Genomic DNA, 20,596 nt, shown 5'->3' with positions numbered 1-20,596 from the left:
AGCGCGGATTGGCGGGTGTGGCCGGCAGTCGCACAGAGGCCCCGCGGGAATTAGCGGGGTCGTCGCAGACAGCAAAACGCCCGCAGGGATGCGGGCGTTTTGTTTGAGCTTGCCCCGACCAACCCGCGGGGAGCCTGCGCGCGACGTCCGGAGCGGATCAGAACGCCAGCGTGATTCCGGCAATCGGTCCCTTGAACTCCTGCTCCAGGCCGAGCACGCCGTCACTGCCGCGCTTGTCGACGTCCAGCTTGAACCAGTCATAGCCGACGTGGATGCCGAAGTTCCGGGTGAAGCGGTATTCGACCAGCGCATTGACCCGGCTCAGGTCGCCGCGGTAGTCGCCGAAGCTGCCCCAGGACGCGTTCAAGTACTGACCCTGGGCCACCACGCGCCACGCATCCGCAGGCGCCCAGGTGAACCGGGTGCCGATGACCGGAGCGAAACCGTCGGAGCTCTCGCGCTCGCGGTAGGTTTCCTCCCCTGCCTCGGCAACGACCTTGGCTTCCAGCTTGGCGTACTCCGCGCCCAGCTGCAGGCCCCAGCTGAATGTCTCGGTTTCGGTTACCGCGAAATCGTAAACGACGCTCGCGACCTCGAAATCCACCTCGCTCTTGGCGAAGCTGCCGGCGGGAATCACATTCCCGTCGTAGTCGAGGTCATCGTCAAGCGTGAGCCGGCGGTCCTTCTTGTAGTTGAAATAGTTGAACAGCAGGCGGTTGCGCTCGCTGAAGCGGAACTGGCCTTCCAGGCGTGGCACGGTTTCCTTGCCGCCGAAATCGAACTCCTCGCTGAAACCGATCGAGTCGCCGCCAATATCCGTGCGGCCGCGCAACGTGCTCTGGGCATCGGCGTTCATCGCGCCGATCCGCAAGGTGAAGCGGTCGTCGTCAATGGCGTGGGCGGGTAGGGCGAGGGCGACGCCGGAGGCGAGCAGAAGCAACTGCAGCGGAAAACTTTTGGGCATGGTGCTGGTCCTTGGGGGGAGGGCGGCCATGAGAACGGAACCACGGTGGCGCGGGCGTGAACAGCCAGCGACGCGCGTGCTTGGCTTACCGTAGGCGATCGATTGCAAATCCTGGAATGCCAATGAGAGCCCTGCAACGTATTGCTGCCGTGCTGTGCCTGCTTGTAGTCAGCGCCTGTGCCACCGCACCGCCGCGCAACCCGCTGGCCGACTGGCACGCCTCGCCCAATCATGAGCCCCGGCGTGCGCGCATGATCGTTATCCACCACACCGCGATGCGCAGCGCCGAGGGTGCGCTGCTGGTCCTGCAGACGCGCAACTCCGGCGGCCGGGTGAGCGCGCATTACCTGATCGGCGAGGATGGCCGCCGCTACCAACTGGTCGCCGAACAGGAGCGCGCCTGGCACGCCGGGTCCAGCCGCTGGGCCGGCATGGACGACATCAACTCGATTTCCATCGGCATCGAGCTCGACAACGACGGCAACGAGCCTTTCAGCGATGCGCAGATCGAGTCGTTGCTGGTGATGCTGGCCGACCTCACCGACCGCCTGGGCATCCAGCCGCATCTGGTGGTGGGACATGGCGATGTCGCGCCGACCAAGAAAGACGACCCGAGCGTGCATTTTCCCTGGCAGCGCGTGGCGCAGGCCGGCTATGGCTTGTGGCCACGCGAGCTCCGCGCTCCGGTTCCGGCGGGATTCGATGCCTGGGCGGCGCTGCGCCTGGTCGGTTACGACCTGCGTGACCCCGAAGCAGCGCTGGCGGCATTCCATCGCCACTTCCGTGGCCGCGAGGACCGCGAGTGGCTCGAAGGGGATGCGGAGCTCCTTTACGACCTGCAGCTGCAATTGATGGAGTTGCCGTCGGCATCCGGAACGTAAGCGCAGCGATCGTCGCAGACGCATGTTGCAACGCACCAACATCCGCTCGGCGGGGCCAGATGAACAGGCGGATTCGTAAACGCAACGTCGTCGTGTTGTGAGCGCACTGTCAAGCGGGACGCGACTTATCGTGCGTACAGCCGGCAAGGCAAAGGCTCAAGGCACCCACATCCTCAGGAGAGTGCGCATGAAACGTTCCGCTGACCGATCGATGACTCCCTCACTGCTCGCTGGTGCCGCCAGTCTGGCGCTGGTCAGCGGCCTGGCCTTTGCCACCCCCGCCGCAGCCCAGGAGCAAACCGCCGATCCGCTGGAGAAGGTCGAGGAGGCAATATCGCCACCGCCGATCATCAGCGAGGGCGACGAACTGGTGGTTGACCCGGCCGCTGAAGCGCCGCCTTCGCAGGTGCGTGACGACTTTCGCTGGGACGAACTGGATGCCGATGGGGACGGCCGCATCAATCGCAGTGAAGGCAGTGCCTATCCGGATTTCGACAGCAACTTCGAAATGACCGACGCCGACAGCGACGGCTACGTCACCCACGCGGAGCGGGACGTCCGCAGCAAGCTCGATGAACCCGAGCTGGAAGAGGAAGACGAGCAGAACTGAGCGGACCCCGGCGCTGCCGCGCGACACGCCGCAGCACTCGGGATCTCATTGGCGGTTGCTGGCGCTCATCCCGCCCGCCCCGTCCGCATAGCGTGGGGGCGCAACCCGCTGGGGGCGCACGTCACTCCGTCGACGGGGGTGCCAGGCGCAGCAGCCGGCCTTTGGGGCCGTCCTCGAGCAGGTACAGGTCGCCGTCGGGGCCCTGCGCCACCGCGCGGATGCGCTCGCCCATGTTGAAGCGTTCCGCCTCGCTGGCCTTGTCGCCGTCAAAGGCGATCCGTACCAGCGACTGTGAGGACAGGCCGCTCGCAAAGGCGCTGCCCTTCCATGAAGGGAAGCGGTCGCCGCTGTAGAAGATCAGGCTGCTGGGCGAGATCACCGGCGTCCAGCTGATGGCGGGAGCGTTGAACTGCAGTTGGGTGTCGTGGTCGGGAATCGGGCGGCCGTCGTAGTGATTTCCGTTGGAGACGATCGGGTACCCGTAGTTCGCACCGCGCTCGATCAGGTTCAGCTCGTCGCCACCCTTCGGACCCATCTCGATTTCCCACAGCTCGCCCTTGGCGTTGAAGGCGATTCCAAGTGGATTGCGATGGCCCAGCGACCACACCTGTGATGCGACTTTCCCGTCGCCCGCAAACGGGTTGTCGGCCGGGATGGTCCCATCGTCATTGAGCCGAAGCACCTTGCCCAGGTTGGACGCCATGTCCTGCGCGGGGTCGAACTTCTGTCGCTCGCCGGAGCTGATCCACAGGTAACCGTCGGGACCAAAGGCGATGCGGTGGCCATAGTGGCCCTCACCCTTGACCTTGGGGACCTGGCGCCAGATCACTTCCAGCCCGGTCAGCTTGCCGCCGCCCTTGGCGTCGGTAACCAGCCTGGCACGCGCCACCGCAGCACCGCGGGTATCACGCTCGCCGGCTTCGGCGTAACTGATGTAGATCATCCCGTTGCTGCTGAAATCCGGATGCAGCACCACGTCGCCCAGGCCGCCCTGGCCGCCGTAGGCAACCTCCGGCACGCCGGTGATCTCGGCGGACCTGCCGTCCAGGCCGACCAGTTTCAGCTGCCCCGGCTTCTGCGTGACCAGCAGGTGCTGGCCGTCAGGCAGGAAGCTCATTGCCCACGGCTCGTCGAAAACGGCGATTTCGTTTACGGCGAACGGGCGGTCACTGGCCTCCATTCCCTGGCTCGCGTCGTCGGTCGCTGTCGTCGCTGCGGGCGTGCCGTTGCCATCGCTGCAAGCGACCAGCAACGCCAGGGCGAGAATCGTGGGAATGGCGTTTCGCATGGTGAATCCTCAGCTTTTACGGCGCGACAGGATCTAGAACGGTAGCCGGTTGCCGCCCGCACTGACAATGGCGGGCTCGGCGGCTTCCAGCACGTCCTCCTCCCCGTCCAGGATGACCAGGATCTGGCCCGCCTCGATACGGTCTTCAAACTGCTGCCGCACCGGGTCGGGCAGGCTGGAACCCATGAGCGCGGAGATCCATCCGCCCATCGCTCCACCGGCGAGTGTCGCCGCGGCGGCACCGGCCATGGTGATCCCCACCGGCGGGATCGCGACGGCGATCAGGCCTGCCAGCAGGCCTGCGCCGGCACCGTAGCCGACACCGCGCGCCGCGGCGGGGAGCATGTCGGTGTCCGCTTCCTTGCGCTGGTCGGGGATCTGCTCCAGTTCGATGTCGGAACGCGCGACCAGCAGGATGTTGTCGTCCTCGATCCCCGACGAACGCGCTGCCGCCATGACCTGCGAGGCGGTGTTGATGTCGGGGGTGCAGAAAACGTGGCGTTCCGTCATGGCGTCTCCAGGGGCATCGTCGATCGCCTGATCGTGTAAGGGGCGCGGTTAGGCGTGCGTGACGGGTCGGACGGCGTTGCACCGCGGGGCATAATCGACGGATGGAGAAGATGATCGGGATGGTCGGTTTTGATGCCGACGACACCTTGTGGCGCAGTCAGGATTATTTTGACGAGGCCCAGGAAGCCTTCGAGCAGATCCTGGCGCCCTGGGCCGACCTGGATCGGCCGGGTGCACGCGATCGGCTCTACCAGGTGGAGAGCGGCAACATCGGCGTGTTCGGCTATGGCGTCAAAGGCATGGTGCTGTCGATGCTGGAGGCCGCGATCGAACTGTCGGACGCGCGCATCAGCGCCGCCGACCTGCAGCGCATCCTAGGCCTGGGCAAGGAACTGCTGCGCCATCCGGTGGAGTTGCTGCCGGGCATCGCCGAGGCCGTAGAGGCGATCGCCCGCGAGCACCCGGTGGTGATGATCACCAAGGGCGACCTCTTCCACCAGGAAGCGAAGGTGCGCGACTGCGGCATGGCCGACCTGTTCGGCCGGATCGAGATCGTCAGCGAGAAGGATCCGGCGACCTATCGCCGGTTGCTTGCCGAGTTCGGCCTGCAGGCGCCGCAGTTCCTGATGATCGGCAATTCCCTTCGCTCCGACATCCTTCCCGTGCTGGCGTTGGGCGGTTGGGGCATCCATGTGCCGTATCACTCGACATGGGTGCACGAGCGCGCCGCGCCCGTCCCCGAGGGCGAGCGGCGTTTCCGCCAGGTGAACACCGCGGCGGCGCTGCCTGCAGCGGTAGCCGAACTGGCCGCCGTCGCACAGCGGGCGCCGTAGCAGGGTTCGACGTGGCTGCGTCCTGGCCGGGTGTGGCTCGCCCTGCTTGCGCCGGATTGCGGTCGACGGCCGCACCGGTGGCTATGTGAACAAAATCACCTCGTTTCATGGAGTGTTGGAAATCCGTTCAGGCGCGCCACGGCATGGTCGGAACAGGGCCGGAGCACCGGCGTAACCAAGGAGTAGCCCTCATGTCGAATCTTTCCCGCTGGCTAGCGCCATTCGTGATCGCCGCCGGTTTCGGCACCGTGGCGTTGGCTCCCACCGCTGCCCATGCCGACAGTGGCGATGACCTGGTCCGGGTGCTCGTGGACGTGGCGGACGTCGTTCTCCGTGGAGACCAGCCGTACTACCGCAATGGCAACTACGGCTACAACGACCGCTTGGTTGTGGTACGCGACGATCGCGGCCACCCGCGCTACTACCGCAACGCGCCACGCCGCGCGTACGTCAACAATTACGGTCGTTCGAATTACGGGAGCTCGTCGCGCTACCGCGGTCACGGCGACCGCGACGTGAAGTGCAACAAGCACGGCAAGTGCAAGGTCAAGACGCAGACCACGTACTACGATCCGCGCTACGACCGCGACCGTCGCGGCAAACGTCACCACCGCTGGGACGACTGAGCCTGCCCCGCGGCTTCCGCCCGCGATGCGACAAGTGGTCAATACCGCGGCACCGCCCAAACGGTGCCGCTGCCGTTTCAACGGCCGCCGCACATTACTCTCGGCAATAGGCTCATCGATTAGTCTGGCGGCATCCCCTCAGGAGGTTGGTCATGCCCAGTCCACAACGTCATACCCGTCTTGCTCCGCTGGTCTTCGCCACCCTGCTGGCCGCCGCGGCCTTTCCCGTGGCCGCCGCTGGCAACGCCGATTGCGAGTTGCGCTTCAACCTGTCCGGCTGGTCGGCGTTCTACAAGACCGGCTCTGGCACCGGCACGGTGACCTGTGACAATGGCGCGTCGATGGCGGTGAAGATCCGCACCAAGGGCGGCGGCATCACCTTCGGCAAGACCCGTATCACCGATGGTCGCGGCGAGTTCTCCGGCATCAACAGCATCAATGAAGTGCTCGGCACCTATGTCACCGCAGAAGCCCACGCCGGCGCAGGCAAATCGGCCAAGGCGCAGGTCATGACCAAGGGCGATGTTTCCCTGGCGTTGGCCGGGAAGGGCGAGGGTTGGGACCTTGGCGTGGCCTTTGGCAAGTTCGTGATTTCGCGCTGATCACGTCCGTTTTCAGGACGCACGTCCGCCCTGCCTGAACGGCTCCGACCGAGGCCGGGCGGAGTTCGGGAGGGGTTCACTGCCGCAATCCGAACATGGTCACGTAGCCGCCGATCAACGGCGGCATCGCCTTCGAGGTAGCCCATCATGTCCATGCCACCCCCCATCTCCGTGAAGCTGCGCACACGCGTCTTCGCGATGGCCGCGGCGTTTGCGACGCTGGCCGGCGCCGGCGCCGCAAACGCGCAGGATTTCCGCTTCGACTGGAATCCGCGCAGCGGCGATCCATGGGTGGACAGCCAGCTGGAGGACGTCAATCGCTACGGCGCGCGTTACCGCCAGTCCTTCATCGACGAGATGGTGCGTTACTACGGCGCGCCCCGGAACCTGGTGGAGAATCTGCTGGAAGATGAGCGGTGGGCGCCGGGCGATATCTACTACGCCTGCGCCGCCGCCGAAGTGCTTGGTCGCCCGTGCCGTCACGTGGTTGAGCTGTGGGAGCGTGACCACGCGCAGGGCTGGAGCGCGGTGGCCGAGCAACTCGGCATCGCCCCGGGATCAGACCGGTTTGACCGCATCAAGCGCGGATTCGTGCCGACCTACGATCGCTGGGGCCGCCCGATCCAGATCGACGAGGACCTCTCGCGCCACTATCCCAAGCGTGCCAGCGCGGCCAGATAGGCCCGGATACGCTTCGCGTTGGTCCCCACATCGCTCTTGCCAACCCGCGACACCGAGCGGACATCGATACGGCTGCCGTGACCTTCGGCTTCCACCCGGATAACCACGTCGTCGGTGAAGCCGAACCACATCGTCGTGTCGCTGGCCTCGATGCGGCCGCTCGCCGGATCGCTGGCGACGATGTCCCAGCCCATTTTCTTCGCCGCCTCCAGCGCCTTCCCGTATGCCTGTGCTGGCGGCAGCGCGCTGGTGTAGGGACCCAGTTCCGGATAGGCGGCGAGCTGCTGCCGGGCAATCTCCGCGCCGCCGTAGTCAGCGGGATTGGGTGCATCTGCGCGCAGGGGAAGGATGTCCACGAACTGCGGCGGACGCTCGGTATCGGTGCTTATATCGTGGATCGGCGGCACCTGCCTGGCGCCGCGCATCGCATTCCAGGGCACGAACGCAACCACCAGGCCAATCAGCAAAGCCGCCGCGAGCGCCATCCCTTCTGCCCGACGGAATGAGGCAACCAGCAACAGCAGCACCGCCACTGCAGCCGCACCCAGGCCGATGTAGGCGGCCCAGCGCATCACTCCGAAACCGGTGCGGAAATCCCACAGATCCATCCGCGTGCCGGGCCCGGCGAGCAACAGCAGGAGCGCGCCAAGCAGCGCGATGACAAGGACGAAGCGGGAAAGGCGCATGCGGAATTCCAGTCTGGTTGGCAACGCGTTGGGCTTGGAGCACGGCGAAGAAATGTCTGCCAGACCGCCGGTGAGTCGGGGTGGCAGGCCGACCTCAGCCTGCCTCGCCCCAGATTTCCTCCAGCCGACGGTCGCGGCCGCAGCTGTAGCGGTAGTACCTGTAGCGGACCGGGTTCTTCCGATAGTAGTCCTGATGGGTGTCCTCGGCCGGGTAGAACCTCGCCGTCGGCTCGATCCTGGTCGCGATGGTCTGCTGGTGGAAGCGCGGGTCGGCCTGGAGCGATTTTTTGCTGGCCTCGGCGAGGCGACGTTGCTCATCGTTGACCGGGAAGATCGCGCTGCGGTACTGGTCGCCAACGTCGCAGAACTGCCGATCCACGGCGAGCGGATCGATGTTGCGCCAGAACACCTCCAGCAGCTCCGGATACCCGACCTTGGCCGGGTCGTAGGTGACCTTCAATGCCTCGGCGTGTCCGGTGCGCCCGGCGGAGACCTGCGCGTAGGTCGGGTTGGCTACGGTGCCGCCGATGTAGCCCGATTGGGTTGAGATGACGCCGGGCAGTGCGTCGTAGGGGGGTTCCATGCACCAGAAGCAGCCACCGGCGAAGATCGCGGTCCCGGTCGCCGATGGCGGCGCGGCTGGAGACGCGGATTTATCCGGCGCGCTGGCCTGCGCGGAGGTTGGCGGGCTTGCGCGCGACGCGTCAGCGCCTGCGACGGACGACGGGGCTGACACTGTTGCAACGCCCGGGCCGGCGTTCGCGCTGCCATTCGCGCGCGCGTCAGCCCCGGGCTGGGCGCACGCGGCGAGCAGCAGCAAGGTGACCAGACAGCCGGGCCGCACGAGGCCACGTCGCAAGGCAGCGGCAAACCGGGATGCAGTCATGTTCAACCCCTCAACGCGGGAAGTGATTCGGAGCCGGGCACGAAGCGCAGCGCCAGGCCGTTGTTGCACCAGCGCTTGCCCAACGGCGGCGGGCCGTCGTTGAACACGTGGCCCTGATGGCCACCGCAACGCGTGCAGTGGTATTCCGTGCGTGGAATCAGCATCACGAAGTCGCGCTTGGTCTGCATGCTGCCGGCGATCGGCTGGGTGAAGCTGGGCCAGCCCGTTCCGCTTTCGTATTTATGTGCGCTTTCAAACAGCGGCAGGTAGCAGGCGGCGCAAACGAATGTGCCGTCGCGTTTTTCCTCGTTCAGGGGACTGCTTCCGGCACGCTCGGTTTCACTCTCGAACAGCACCCTGAACGCCGCGGGGCTGACCATGTCGCGCCAGAACGCCGGCGGGTGCGCCAAGGAGGTGACCGCAGCGTTTCCGGCCGCGACAGCCGGGGCCGCGGCACGGGAACACGCAGGAAGGAAAGGCAGTGCTGCAAAAGCGGCGAGCCCCTGCAATACGGTGCGTCGATTCATGGAGGTCTCCGGTTCGGGGCGGGCGCGAGGGCGCTGTCGAGCCTTGCGGCGGGAGCAGAGGCGACATTCCTGGCCTGTCCTTTACATACGTGCGTCGGGGCTGTCTGGTTGCATCGCCGACCTGACGGACTGAAGCCGGGCATCCGATTGCCCTGGAAATCCGTAACGACTTGCGCAGGCACCGCTTTATCCAGCCGCACGTGCACGCTTCATACTGGGCGTCGTGGGATGGCCGGCGGGTGAACGCGTCCGGCAAACCCGATCACCGCAACTCCGGAGGCAGGATGGACGACCACGCGTTCCAGCGACGTTGGGGCTGGCTCGCTTTGCTGCTCGCCATCGCGGCCCTGCTTTGGGCGTGGCACGCGGGGCTGGCCGACCTGCTGACCCTGGAGCAGCTCAAGGCCCGTCAGGCCGACCTGGGCGAATGGGTCGGGCAGAACCGCTGGCTGGCGGCGGGCACGTTCTTCCTGGTCTATGTCGCGGTCGCGGCCACATCCGTGCCTGGCGCGGCGGTGCTGACCATTGCCGCGGGCGCGCTGTTCGGGCTGCTGGAAGGCACGGTGCTGGTCTCGTTTGCCAGCAGCATTGGCGCCAGCCTGGCGTTTCTGGTGGCCCGGTTTGCCCTGCGCGAGCGGTTGCGGGCGCGCTACCGAGAGCGGCTGAAGAAAATCGACGCCGGGATCGCGCGCGATGGCTGGCGCTACCTGCTGACCCTGCGCCTGGTGCCGGTATTCCCGTTCTTCCTGGTCAACCTGCTGGCCGGCTTGACCGCGCTGCCGTTGCGAACCTTCTACTGGGTCAGTCAGCTGGGCATGCTGCCGGCGACCGTGGTGTACGTGTACGCCGGCACCCAACTGGCGCGGATTGATTCGCTGGCCGGGGTGCTTTCCCCCGGCCTGCTGGTCGCGCTGGTGTTGCTGGGCGCACTGCCGCTGCTCGCCAAGGGATTCACCTCGTGGCTGGCGGCGCGCCGGATGTACCGCGGTCATCCAAAGCCGCGGCGGTTCGACTACAACGTGCTGGTGATCGGGGCCGGATCGGCCGGACTGGTGTCGGCCTACATCGCAGCCACGGTGAAGGCGCGGGTCGGGCTGGTGGAAAAAGACGCCATGGGCGGCGACTGCCTGAACACCGGCTGCGTACCGTCCAAGGCCCTGCTGCGCACCGCGCGCCTGTTGGCCGAGGGGCGCCGCAGCCAGCGCTACGGCGTGCGCGGGATGTCCGCGGAATTCGATTTCGCCGACGCGATGGAGCGGGTGCAGCAGGTCATCGCGCGGATTGCACCGCACGATTCGGTCGAGCGTTATACCGGCCTCGGGGTGGAGGTCATCACCGGCGCAGCGAAGGTGCTGAGTCCGTGGGAGATCGAGGTCGACGGGCAGCGCCTGAGCGCGCGCAGCCTGATCATCGCCACCGGTGCGCGGCCGCTGGTGCCGCCGATTCCCGGACTGGACGGCGCGCAATACCTGACCAGCGACACGCTGTGGGGCCTGCGCAAACTGCCGAAACGGCTGCTGGTGCTCGGCGGCGGGCCGATCGGTTGCGAGTTGGCGCAGGCCTTCGCCCGCTTCGGCAGCCAGGTCACCGTGGTGGAGATGGCGCCGCGCCTGCTGGGACGCGAGGATGCCGACGCCGCCGAAGCGGTCGCCAGCCAACTGCAGCGCGAGGGCGTGCATCTGGCCACCGGCCACAAGGCGTCGCGGGTCGAGGACAGCGGCGCGGGCGAACGCCTGGTGTGTGACCACGACGGCGCCGAGGTGGTCTTCGAATACGACGCCCTGCTTGTGGCGCTGGGCCGCAGCGCCAACGTGGAAGGCTTCGGACTGGAGGAGCTCGGCGTGCGCCTCAACGAGCGCAAGACCATCGATGCCGACCCGATGCTGCGCACCAATTTCCCCAACATCCTGGTCTGCGGTGATGTCACCGGTCCCTACCAGTTCACCCACGTCGCCTCGCATCAAGCCTGGTACGCGACGGTGAACGCGCTGCTGGCCCCGTGGTGGTCGTTCAAGGTCGACTACCGGGTCATTCCCTGGGCCACATTTACCGATCCGGAAGTTGCGCGCGTGGGCCTGTCGGAGGATGAGGCGAGGGAGCAGGAGATCGCGGTCGAGGTCACCCGCTACGCACTGGGCGGTCTGGATCGGGCGATCGCCGACGGCGCCGATGCCGGCTTCGTCAAGGTGCTCACCGCGCCGGGCAAGGACCGCATCCTGGGTGCCACGATCGTGGGCACGCATGCCTCCGAGATGCTGGGCGAATTCGTGCTCGCCATGAAACACGGCATCGGCCTGAACAAGCTGCTGGGGACGATCCACGTCTATCCGACTTTTGCCGAAGCCAACAAGCACGTCGCCGGCAACTGGAAGCGCGCCAACGCGCCGACCGGTGTGCTGCGCTGGGCAAAGCGCTATTTCGCCTGGCGGCGGGGCTGAGCAGTGGATGCGGCTGTGCAGCCAGACACCGCGCTCGCGCCGCTGGCCCGGCTGACCGTCGTGGTTCCGGTGGGTCCCGGCGACAGCCTGTCGCCGCGACTGCGCGAGCAGCTCACCCAGCTTCCGCCGGGTGCGCAGGTGGTCGTGGTGGGATGCGAAGCGCCGCCCGTGCGCCAAGGACAGTCTCCGGTGGCAGCCGGAATGTCAGCCGTGGATGCGCAGACCGGACCGCGCTGGCAGGCATTGCACTCACCGGTCGGCCGGTCCGTGCAACAAAACGCCGGTGCCGCGGCGGGTGGCGGGGAGTGGCTCTGGTTCCTGCACGCCGATGCCGCGCTCGCCCCGGAAACGCTGCCGGCGCTGGCGCGCTTTGTCGCTGAAGGTCGATCGGGGCTGGGTTACTTCGATCTGCGCTTTCTCGGCGACGGTCCCGCGCTGATGCGCCTCAACAGCGCCGGCGTCTGGCTGCGCAGCCGGGTGCTGCGCCTGCCATTCGGCGATCAGGGACTCGTGCTGCCGCGAAGCCTGTTCACTGCGGTGGGCGGATTTGATCCGGCAACCACCCGCGGCGAGGACCATCAACTGGTCTGGCGCGTGCGTCGCGCCGGCGCGCCGGTTGTCGCCGTCGGCGCGCTGCTCTACACCAGCGCCCGCCGCTATGCCGCGCGTGGCTGGGCCGCAACCACGATGCGGCACGTCGGCGAGACCCTGCGCCAGGCGTGGCGCTTCTCGCGCCCGGAGCAGCCGCGGTGAGCGGCGCGCTGGCGATCTTTGTCAAGACGCCGGGACGATCGGCGCTGAAGACACGGCTGGCCGCCGGCACCGGAACGGCCTACGCGCGGCAGTGGTACGCGCTGGCAGCGGACGCGGTCGCATCGGTGGCGATCCAGGCACGGGCGGACTTCGGTATCGCCCCGTATTGGGCGGTGGCGGAAGCGGGCGCAGAGAGCGCGTGGGCGGGACTGCCCACCATCGCCCAGGGCGATGGTGATCTGGGAACGCGCATGGCCCGCGTGCATTCGGCGCTGGTGGAGCGGCACGGCTTCGCGCTCCTGATCGGTGCCGACGCTCCGCAACTGACGGCGCCGTTGATCGGTGAGGCGACGCGCTGGTTGGCCGCCCCCGGGCCCACGGAGCCGCGCCTGTCGCTGGGTCCGGCCAGCGATGGCGGCTTCTGGCTGTTCGGCAGCAACACGGTGGTCCCGCTGCAGGCCTGGACCCGCGTCGGCTACAGCCAGATGGATACCGCAAGCCGCTTCCGCGACTCTTTGGATGGCTACGGAAGCTGGCAGACGCTGCTACCGCTGACCGACGTGGATCGGGCCGAGGACCTGAAGCCTGTGCAACGCGCGCTCGCCCTGCTCGCCGGGCCGACCGCCGCGCAGCGCACACTGGCGCAATGGATGCACGACACACCTGCGATGCCGCACAGGGACCCGAGCCAATGACTCCCGCGCACGCCCCGATCCACGCCTGCCCGCGCGTATGCCGCCCGAACTCGTGCCCCAGCGTCTCGAGTGCGCCGCAATGAATCCGAGCGAATGGGTGATGCAGCACGAAGCCGCCCTGCGTCTGGGCAGCTTCGTCGCTGTGCTCGGCGCGCTGGCCATCGCCGAGCGTGTCTGGCCCGCGCGTGGCGACGCCCGCCCGGCGCGTCGTCAGCTGGCGAACCTCGGACTGATGCTCATCAACACCGGGCTGCTGCGGCTGGTGTTCCCGGTGCTTGCCGTGGCGGTAGCGATGTCGGTGCACTCACGCGGCGGTGGCCTGTTCGGCCTCCTTGGATTGCCCCCATGGCTCGAGATCGGGCTGACGGTACTGGTGATGGACGCCGCGATCTACGCCCAGCACCGCTTGCTGCATACCGCCCCGCTGCTGTGGCGGATGCATCGCGTGCACCACACCGACCTGGGGTTCGACGTCACCCTGGGGGTGCGCTTCCACCCCTTGGAGATGGCCTTCTCGATGGGGGTGAAACTCGGCCTCGTCTATCTGCTCGGGGCTCCGGCGCTGGGCGTGGTCGCGTTCGAGATCCTGCTCGCAGCCGCCAGCCTGTTCACCCACGCCGACTTCGCGTTTCCACCGCGGGTCGAACCCTGGCTGCGCGCGGCGGTGGTGACCCCCTCGATGCACCGCACCCACCACTCGGTGCTGCGCCACGAGACCGACAGCAACTACGGCTTCCTGCTGTCGGCGTGGGATCGCATCTTCGGCAGCTACACCCCACGCCCACTGCGCCCGGAGCGCGAGATGCCGATCGGCCTGTCGGAGTGGCGCATCCCGAAAAAGCTCGGGCTGCCCGCGCTGCTGCTGCAGCCCTTCCGTGCCGCGCCGGTGGCCGGAGAAACGCCGGCTCACTTCGCCGACAAGGAAACCCCCGATGCATGACACCTGGCCGCTGCTGCGCGACAGCGATTTCCCGCGCATCACGCGTGGCCGCCTGCAGACCCTGCAGCTCAACCTGGGCTATCTGTGCAACCTCAGTTGCGTCCATTGCCACGTCGCCGCCGGCCCGCGCCGGACCGAGCTGATGGACCGGCCGACGATGGAGCTGGCGCTGCAGGTGGCCGATCGCCACGGTGTGGGCACGCTTGACGTGACCGGCGGCTCGCCGGAGATGAATCCGCACTTCCGCTGGCTGGTCGAGCAGGCCCGCGATGCCGGCCTGCATGTCATGGACCGCCTCAACCCGACCGTCATGGAAGAGCCTGGCTACGAATGGGTGGGCGAATTCCTGGCCCGCCACAACGTGGAAGCGATCGCCTCGCTGCCCTGTCATAGCCAACAGAATGTCACCGAGCAGCGCGGCAAGGGCGTGTTCGAGGCATCCATCCGCGCGCTGCAGAGCCTCAATGCGCTGGGATACGGGCAGCCCGGCAGTGGGCTGGTCCTGAACCTCGTCTACAACCCGAATGGCGCGTTTCTGCCGCCCCCGCAGGAACAGCTTGAGGCCGACTACCAGCGCCTCCTGCATGAGAACTTCGGCATCGTGTTCAACCGGCTCTACACGATGGCGAACATGCCGATCCAGCGCTACGGCTCGTGGCTGCTGTCCAAGGGCGAGTTCGCTCCTTACATGGCGACCCTGAAGCAGGCGCACCGCACGGAAAACCTGGCCGGAGTGATGTGCCGCTCGCTGATCAGCGTCGACTACCTGGGCCATGTTTACGACTGCGATTTCAACCAGATGCTGCACCTGCCGCTGGGCGCGCGCGAACCTTCCGCCCCCGATGCACCCCGGCCGCACCTACGCGACCTCCTCGGCGGTCCGGTGACCCGCGCGATCGCCACAGCGCAACACTGCTACGGATGCACGGCGGGGCAGGGCTCCAGCTGCGGCGGCGCACTGGTGTAGTCGTCCGGCCGGGCAGGGCGATCAACCCGGCGTCCGGTCAGCGGCCCGCCGGCGCATCTCGCCCGCTCGCGCCCGCTCACTCGCCGCCGCTGCGCACCTGGGCGTGGCTGAGCAGGGCGAAGATCAGGCTGCCGCCGACGACGTTGCCGGCCAGGGTGGGCAGGGCGAAGCGCAGCGCGGCGTCCGCAAACGAGGACTCGCCGGCGAACACCATGTACATCGCCTCCGCCGAACCGACCACGATATGGGTGAAACCGCCGATCGCGATCACGTAGGTGCAGATCAGGATGATTGCCACGCGCGAGCGCTCGGTGGCGGCCATCATCCAGACCATCATCGCGATGATCCAGCCCGCCAGGATGCCCTTGGTGAACATCTCCAGCGCGCTGTTGTCCATCAGCTCGCGCCCGACCGCGACAAACGCCGCCTGTCCGGCGGCATCGAACTGATCCATGTGCAACAGGCCGAAGGCGAACACGGTCGCCCCCACCAGGTTGCCAGCCAGCACCACCGACCACAGCCGCAACAGCCGGCCGAAATTGTGCGCGCTGGGCTTGGTCATCAGCGGCAGCACGGCAGTGAGCACGTTTTCGGTGAACAGCTGCTGGCGGGCCACGATCACCGCCAGGAAGCCGAAGGTGTAGCCCATCGAGTCGACCAGGAACGCGCCGGGCAGCCCTTCCATGTGCCGGTGCAGCACGCCGCGGGCGAGGAAGGAGAAGCCCATCGTCAGCCCGGCCGCAAACGCCGACCATGCCAGCGTGGCGATGTTGCGCTTGAGCTCCTCCTGGCCGGCGCGGCGGATGATCTCGTGCAGCAGCGCCGCGCGCGGCGCACTGCGCTCCTCGACGTCGCGCCGCTCCTCGTCCGAGAGCGAGAAGCCGCTGTCGGATTCCTCTTTCAGGGTTTCCTCGACTTCGGCTTCGTCGCGCGCCTCGGCCTGTTCATCGGCGCGCTTGCGCGCGTCCTTGTCGTTCTCGTCCGGCATGGGTCACCTGGTGCTGGCGCAGTGGCTGCGCCGGACTTTTATCGCACAGGTAACTGTGACGCGCATGCATCGCCGCGGCGCCGTCGGCGCACGCGTGGATGCGATGCGACCCGTCCAACCACGCCGGGTCAGAGGTGAAAGATCAGTCGCCCAGCGTCAGCAGCGAGGCGTTGCCACCCGACGCCGTGGTGTTGATGGTGACGGTCTTCTCGGTGGTGAAGCGGGTCATGTACTGCGGTCCGCCGGCCTTGGGACCGGTGCCCGACAGTCCCTGGCCGCCGAAGGGCTGCACGCCGACCACCGCACCGATCTGGTTGCGGTTGACGTAGCAGTTGCCAACGCGCGCCCGTGCCGCGATCCGGTCCACCGTGGCATCGATGCGCGAGTGCACGCCCAGGGTCAGGCCGTAGCCGGTGGAGTTGATCGCGTCGATCACCCCGTCCAGGTCGTCGGCCTTCCAGCGCAGCACGTGCAACACCGGCCCGAACACTTCCTTCTTCAGCTGGTCGAGCGAGCGCAGCTCGTAGGCGCGCGGAGCGAAGAAGGTGCCGTGCGCGGTGTCCTCGCCCAGCTGCACCACTGCGATCGGGGTGGCCTCGCGGTCCATGCGGTCGGCGTGCTTCTGCAGCATCTCCAGCGCGTCGTTGTCGATCACCGGACCCACGTCGGTGGACAGCAGGCCGGGGTCGCCGACCTTGAGCTCGGCCATCGCGCCGGCGAGCATCGTCACCACCTTGTCGGCGATGTCCTCCTGCACGAACAACACCCGCGCCGCCGAGCAGCGCTGGCCGGCCGAAGTGAAGGCCGAGGCCATCGCGTCCTGCACCAGTTGCTCTGGCAACGCGGAGGAGTCGGCGATCAGCGCGTTCTGGCCGCCGGTCTCGGCGATCAGGGTGCCGATCGCGCCGTCGCGCGCGGCCAATGCACGGTTGATTGCGTTGGCCGTCTCGTTGGACCCGGTGAAGGCAACGCCGGCGATGCGGCGGTCGCCGGTCAATGCCGCGCCCACGGTGGCGCCCTCGCCGGGCACGAACTGCAATACGTCCTCGGGAATGCCGGCCTCGTGCATCAGGCGCGTGGCAGCGTAGCCGATCAGGTTGGTCTGCTCTGCCGGCTTGGCGATCACGGTATTGCCCGAGGCGAGCGCAGCGGCGGCCTGGCCCAGGTAGATCGCCAGCGGGAAGTTCCACGGGCTGATGCAGACGAAGACGCCGCGGCCGCCGTGTTCCAGCGTGTTGGACTCGCCGGTCGGGCCGGGCAGCGGCTCGGGCTCGAACATGATCCGCGCCTGGCTGGCGTAGTAGCGCAGGAAGTCCACCGCCTCGCGGACCTCGCCCACGCCATCGGCAATCGATTTGCCCGCCTCGCGGCTGCACATGGCGATGAATTCGGCCATGCGCGACTCCAGCACGTCGGCCGCGCGCTCCAGGATCGCGGCGCGGTCAGCCCCCGGGGTCAGGTTCCATTTCGGGAACGCGGCGACGGCGTTGCTGAGCGCCTTCTCCACCACATCGATGCTGGCGGGCAGCCAATGGCCGACCACCTGCCGTCGATCGGCCGGGTTGGTGACCGCGCGGGTGTCGCCGGCCGGGTTGGCCCCGGGAACCAGCGGCGCGGCGCGCCATTCCTGCGTGGCGGCCTGGTTGACCTGTTCGGCCAGCGCGCGCAGCCGGTCGTCGTCGGCAAGATTGACGCCCATCGAGTTGCTCCTGTCGCAATACTTCAGTGAATCGGCGTAACTACGGAAGAGGTCCACCGGCAGCGGGATGCGCGGGTGGGGGATGCTGTCGAACGCGGCCACGGCCTGCAGCGGATCGCGCACCAGGTCGGCAACGGGGACGCTCTCGTCGGTGATGCTGTTGACGAAGCTGGAGTTGGCACCGTTTTCCAGCAGCCGGCGGACGAGGTAGGGCAGCAATTCCTCGTGGCTGCCGACCGGCGCGTACACCCGGCACGGCACGTCGAGGCGGTCGGCGGGAACCACCTCGGCATACAAGTCATCGCCCATGCCGTGCAGCTTCTGGAACTCGAACTCCACCCGCTTGCCGTCGCGGTTGGCCATCGCATACACGGCGGCGATGGTGTGTGCGTTGTGGGTGGCGAACATCGGGTAGATCGCATCGGCGGCGGCCAGCATGCGCCGCGCATTGGCCAGGTAGGACACGTCGGTGTTGGGCTTGCGGGTAAATACCGGATAGCCGGGATAGCCGTCGACCTGGGCACGCTTGATCTCGCTGTCCCAGTACGCACCCTTGACCAGGCGGACCGGGATCCGGCGGCCGGTGCGGCGGGCCAGTTCGGCGATGAAGTCGATCACTTCCGGAGCGCGCTTCTGGTACGCCTGGATCGCCAGGCCGCAGCCCTCCCAACCCTCCAGGGAGGCATCGGTGTAGGCGCCTTCAAAAACGTCCAGCGACAGTTCCAGGCGGTCGGCTTCCTCGGCGTCGACGGTGAAGCCGATGCCGTGGCGCCGCGCCAGCTGTGCCAGTTCGAGCACCCTCGGGGTCAGTTCGGCGAGCACGCGCCTGCGCTGGGCGTGCTGGTAGCGCGGGTGCAGCGCCGACAGCTTGACCGAGATGCTGGGGGTGGCGAACACGTCGCTGCCCACGTAGTTCGCATTGGCACCGATGGCGATGATCGCGTCGCGGTAGGCCTGCAGGTAGCGCTCCGCATCGGCGGCGGTGAATGCGGCCTCGCCCAGCATGTCGTAGGAGTAGCGGTAATGGGCGTTGCTGCCCTTACGCCCGCGCGCCAGCGCTTCGCCGATGTTCTGCCCCATCACGAACTGGTGGCCCATGATCCGCATCGCCTGGCGCACCGCCAGCCGGATCACCGGCTCACCAACGCGCCCCACCAGCCGGGAAAATGCGCCGTGCACGTCCCGCTTGGTGTCATCGGCAAGGTCCACCAGCCGTCCGGTGAGCATCAATCCCCAGGTCGACGCGTTGACCAGCACCGAGTCGGACTGGCCGACGTGGCGCTTCCAGTCGGCATCGCCGAGCTTGTCTCGGATCAGCTTGTCGGTGGTGAGTGGATCGGGAATGCGCAGCAGAGCTTCGGCCACGCACATCAACAGCACGCCTTCCTCGCTGCCCAGGTCGTACTGGCGCATGAAGGCCTCGATGGCGCCTTGCTCCGACGCACGCGCACGCACGCGCTGCACCAGGTCGGCGGCCATCGCCTGCACGGCGGCCTGTTCGGTCGGGGGCAGGGTGGCCTGCTTGACGAGCGCGTGGACATGCTCGGCCTCGTCGCGGGACCAGGCGGCCGTCAGGGCGGCACGTGCGCCAGAGCCGGCGGGGGGCAACTCCGGGCTGATCAACGCCGCATGCGGCGTCGACAGACCGGTGAAAGGAGGTTGGGTGGTCATCGATACCGCTCGGGCTGGAAGGCGTACAGGGGGCAGGAGGATGGCAGGTCTGTAGTCTAGGGGCAAAGGGTGCGCAATGCCTTGCACGGTGGGGGTTTCAGAGAAGTCGCGAAGGGCGTTTCGGCGCACGTTCAGCTCCCGGCATGGGCGCGTTCAGCCGCGGGTCGGCCAGGCCGAAATGACCCGGGTCAAGGACAGTCCGCCCCGTCTCTGGCAGGAGATCGCTTGCCGCGGTCCATCTGCACGGATACCCTTCTCAGCACTATCCGTAGCGTCTCCACCGACGTGACGGGCCCCGCGCGGGCTCGCCAGCAACCGTTCGACCACCCGCGGCAGCCGAACGCGGACCTCGCAGCGGCGACTCGCGGAGCGGAACAGCGGTACCACCTGACCTACAAGCGGACTTTGGGGCTCGAATTGATGAAAGCCGGTCGTTTCACGAAAACCTCCGTGGCGCTCGCCGCGATGGCGACTCCCATGCTGGCGTTCGCCCAGAGCGCGGATCCGGTGCGCTGGCAGCTCAACATGGGTCGCGGCGTCACCCCGCTGTCCAACAACGCCTACGATGCGCACATGCTGGCCCTGTGGATCTGCCTGGGCATCGGCGTGGCGGTGTTCATCGCGATGGGCATCGCCATGTTCCGCTTCCGCAAGTCGCGCGGGGCGGTGGCGGATACGACCTTCGTGCACAACACCCGGCTGGAGATCGTCTGGACGGTGATCCCGGTGATCCTGCTGGTGGTGATGGCCGCACCGGCGACCACCAAGCTGGTGAAGATGTACGACCATCGCGATTCGGAAATCACGGTCAAGGTGACCGGCTACCAGTGGATGTGGGAATACGAGTACCTGGGCGAGGATGTCAGCTTCGTCAGCCGGATGGATCGCGAGCACGACCGCATCCGCCAGAGCGGGGTCGTGCCAGGCCATGACGAGCACCCGACCTACCTGCTGGAGGTCGACAACGAACTGGTCCTGCCGGTCGATACCAAGGTCCGCTTCGTGATCACCGCCGACGACGTCATCCATTCCTGGTGGGTGCCCGCGCTGGGCTGGAAGCAGGACGCGGTGCCCGGGATCATCAACGAGGCCTGGGCCGACATCGACACTCCCGGCATCTATCGCGGCCAGTGCGCGGAACTGTGCGGCAAGGACCACGGCTTCATGCCGATCGTGGTCCGGGCCGTTCCCAAGGCGGAGTTCCAGCAGTGGCTGGCCTCGAAGAAGTCGGCCGGCGCGGATGTTGCGACCGCGCTCCCGCCAGACACCGAAATCACCACCGAAACCGACGCCGCGGCTGCTGTCGCGGTCGCCCGCTGATCGCCATGCCGGCGTTTACACCCAACGAATC

Annotated in this window: 20 protein-coding genes; 12 read left to right on the top strand and 8 right to left on the bottom strand. The window is 67.4% G+C overall.

What is annotated here, in order from left to right; genetic code table 11:
- Positions 1-157: 157 nt before the first annotated feature.
- Complete coding sequence (locus tag INQ43_RS11485) at positions 158-964, bottom strand: YfaZ family outer membrane protein (protein ID WP_194036543.1); 807 nt, start codon at positions 962-964, stop codon at positions 158-160.
- Positions 965-1,086: 122 nt separating this feature from the next.
- Here INQ43_RS11485 and INQ43_RS11480 point away from each other — a divergent pair, with 122 nt between their 5' ends.
- Together INQ43_RS11480 and INQ43_RS11475 are read left to right on the top strand one after the other, a co-directional pair.
- The gene (locus tag INQ43_RS11480; RefSeq protein WP_194036542.1) at positions 1,087-1,845 is read left to right on the top strand and encodes an N-acetylmuramoyl-L-alanine amidase; all 759 of its coding nucleotides are present in this window, start codon (positions 1,087-1,089) and stop codon (positions 1,843-1,845) included.
- 187 nt (positions 1,846-2,032) lie between these two features.
- Complete coding sequence (locus INQ43_RS11475) at positions 2,033-2,455, top strand: hypothetical protein (protein WP_194036541.1); 423 nt, start codon at positions 2,033-2,035, stop codon at positions 2,453-2,455.
- Between the two features lie 121 nt (positions 2,456-2,576).
- Here the strand turns inward: INQ43_RS11475 and INQ43_RS11470 are convergent, their stop codons facing one another.
- Both INQ43_RS11470 and INQ43_RS11465 read right to left on the bottom strand, forming a co-directional pair.
- Positions 2,577-3,743, bottom strand: a complete 1,167-nt coding sequence (locus INQ43_RS11470; RefSeq protein WP_194036540.1) for a PQQ-dependent sugar dehydrogenase — start codon at positions 3,741-3,743, stop codon at positions 2,577-2,579.
- 33 nt (positions 3,744-3,776) lie between these two features.
- Complete coding sequence (locus tag INQ43_RS11465; RefSeq protein ID WP_194036539.1) at positions 3,777-4,253, bottom strand: hypothetical protein; 477 nt, start codon at positions 4,251-4,253, stop codon at positions 3,777-3,779.
- Between the two features lie 110 nt (positions 4,254-4,363).
- On the opposite strand from INQ43_RS11465, the gene INQ43_RS11460 reads away from it, so the two are divergent.
- From INQ43_RS11460 to INQ43_RS11445, 4 genes are all read left to right on the top strand, one after another.
- Positions 4,364-5,086 carry an HAD family hydrolase gene (locus INQ43_RS11460; protein WP_194037679.1) on the top strand — a complete coding sequence of 241 codons (723 nt, stop codon included), beginning with the start codon at positions 4,364-4,366 and terminating at the stop codon, positions 5,084-5,086.
- Positions 5,087-5,277: 191 nt separating this feature from the next.
- On the top strand, positions 5,278-5,712 hold the full coding sequence (locus INQ43_RS11455) for a hypothetical protein (protein WP_194034395.1): 435 nt from the start codon (positions 5,278-5,280) through the stop codon (positions 5,710-5,712).
- Between the two features lie 152 nt (positions 5,713-5,864).
- Complete coding sequence (locus INQ43_RS11450; protein WP_194034394.1) at positions 5,865-6,314, top strand: hypothetical protein; 450 nt, start codon at positions 5,865-5,867, stop codon at positions 6,312-6,314.
- Positions 6,315-6,461: 147 nt separating this feature from the next.
- Complete coding sequence (locus INQ43_RS11445; protein ID WP_194036538.1) at positions 6,462-6,995, top strand: hypothetical protein; 534 nt, start codon at positions 6,462-6,464, stop codon at positions 6,993-6,995.
- Here the strand turns inward: INQ43_RS11445 and INQ43_RS11440 are convergent.
- The 3 genes from INQ43_RS11440 to msrB form a co-directional block, all read right to left on the bottom strand.
- Positions 6,965-7,681, bottom strand: coding sequence for a DUF1499 domain-containing protein (locus INQ43_RS11440; RefSeq protein WP_194036537.1), 717 nt, complete (start codon positions 7,679-7,681; stop codon positions 6,965-6,967). The two genes, INQ43_RS11445 and INQ43_RS11440, sit on opposite strands and share 31 nt — an antisense overlap.
- A 94-nt stretch (positions 7,682-7,775) precedes the next feature.
- A complete protein-coding gene (msrA, locus tag INQ43_RS13015; protein ID WP_248285385.1) occupies positions 7,776-8,264 on the bottom strand; it encodes a peptide-methionine (S)-S-oxide reductase MsrA in 489 nt (162 codons plus the stop codon).
- A 305-nt stretch (positions 8,265-8,569) separates the two neighbouring features.
- Positions 8,570-9,094 (bottom strand): peptide-methionine (R)-S-oxide reductase MsrB, encoded by a 525-nt coding sequence (gene msrB / locus INQ43_RS11430; protein WP_194034390.1) that lies wholly within the window; start codon positions 9,092-9,094, stop codon positions 8,570-8,572.
- A gap of 284 nt (positions 9,095-9,378) precedes the next feature.
- Here msrB and INQ43_RS11425 point away from each other — a divergent pair, with 284 nt between their 5' ends.
- The 5 genes from INQ43_RS11425 (at position 9,379) to arsS (ending at position 14,887) form a co-directional block, all read left to right on the top strand.
- Positions 9,379-11,532, top strand: a complete 2,154-nt coding sequence (locus INQ43_RS11425; RefSeq protein WP_194036535.1) for a bifunctional TVP38/TMEM64 family protein/FAD-dependent oxidoreductase — start codon at positions 9,379-9,381, stop codon at positions 11,530-11,532.
- Between the two features lie 15 nt (positions 11,533-11,547).
- The gene (locus INQ43_RS11420; RefSeq protein WP_228062513.1) at positions 11,548-12,285 is read left to right on the top strand and encodes a glycosyltransferase; all 738 of its coding nucleotides are present in this window, start codon (positions 11,548-11,550) and stop codon (positions 12,283-12,285) included.
- Positions 12,282-12,980 (top strand): DUF2064 domain-containing protein, encoded by a 699-nt coding sequence (locus tag INQ43_RS11415; RefSeq protein WP_228062512.1) that lies wholly within the window; start codon positions 12,282-12,284, stop codon positions 12,978-12,980. Before INQ43_RS11420 ends, INQ43_RS11415 begins: the two co-directional genes overlap by 4 nt.
- Before the next feature lie 79 nt (positions 12,981-13,059).
- Positions 13,060-13,920: a sterol desaturase family protein gene (locus INQ43_RS11410; RefSeq protein WP_194036532.1), complete on the top strand. Its 861-nt coding sequence runs from the start codon at positions 13,060-13,062 to the stop codon at positions 13,918-13,920.
- Positions 13,913-14,887: an arsenosugar biosynthesis radical SAM (seleno)protein ArsS gene (gene arsS, locus INQ43_RS11405; protein ID WP_194036531.1), complete on the top strand. Its 975-nt coding sequence runs from the start codon at positions 13,913-13,915 to the stop codon at positions 14,885-14,887. Before INQ43_RS11410 ends, arsS begins: the two co-directional genes overlap by 8 nt.
- A 76-nt stretch (positions 14,888-14,963) precedes the next feature.
- Here arsS and INQ43_RS11400 read toward each other — a convergent pair whose 3' ends face one another.
- Together INQ43_RS11400 and putA are read right to left on the bottom strand one after the other, a co-directional pair.
- Positions 14,964-15,875, bottom strand: coding sequence for a formate/nitrite transporter family protein (locus INQ43_RS11400; RefSeq protein ID WP_194036530.1), 912 nt, complete (start codon positions 15,873-15,875; stop codon positions 14,964-14,966).
- 142 nt (positions 15,876-16,017) lie between these two features.
- Entirely contained in the window at positions 16,018-19,245 is a 3,228-nt protein-coding gene (putA, locus tag INQ43_RS11395) for a bifunctional proline dehydrogenase/L-glutamate gamma-semialdehyde dehydrogenase PutA (RefSeq protein ID WP_194036529.1), read from the bottom strand.
- 420 nt (positions 19,246-19,665) lie between these two features.
- Between putA and coxB the strand changes: the two genes are divergently transcribed.
- Positions 19,666-20,565, top strand: coding sequence for a cytochrome c oxidase subunit II (gene coxB, locus INQ43_RS11390; protein WP_194034383.1), 900 nt, complete (start codon positions 19,666-19,668; stop codon positions 20,563-20,565).
- Positions 20,566-20,596: the final 31 nt, after the last annotated feature.

The sequence above is a fragment of the Lysobacter sp. H23M47 genome, assembly GCF_015209765.1.
GTDB classification, from domain to species: domain Bacteria; phylum Pseudomonadota; class Gammaproteobacteria; order Xanthomonadales; family Xanthomonadaceae; genus Novilysobacter; species Novilysobacter avium.
This window is presented reverse-complemented; position numbering and strand designations above follow the sequence as displayed.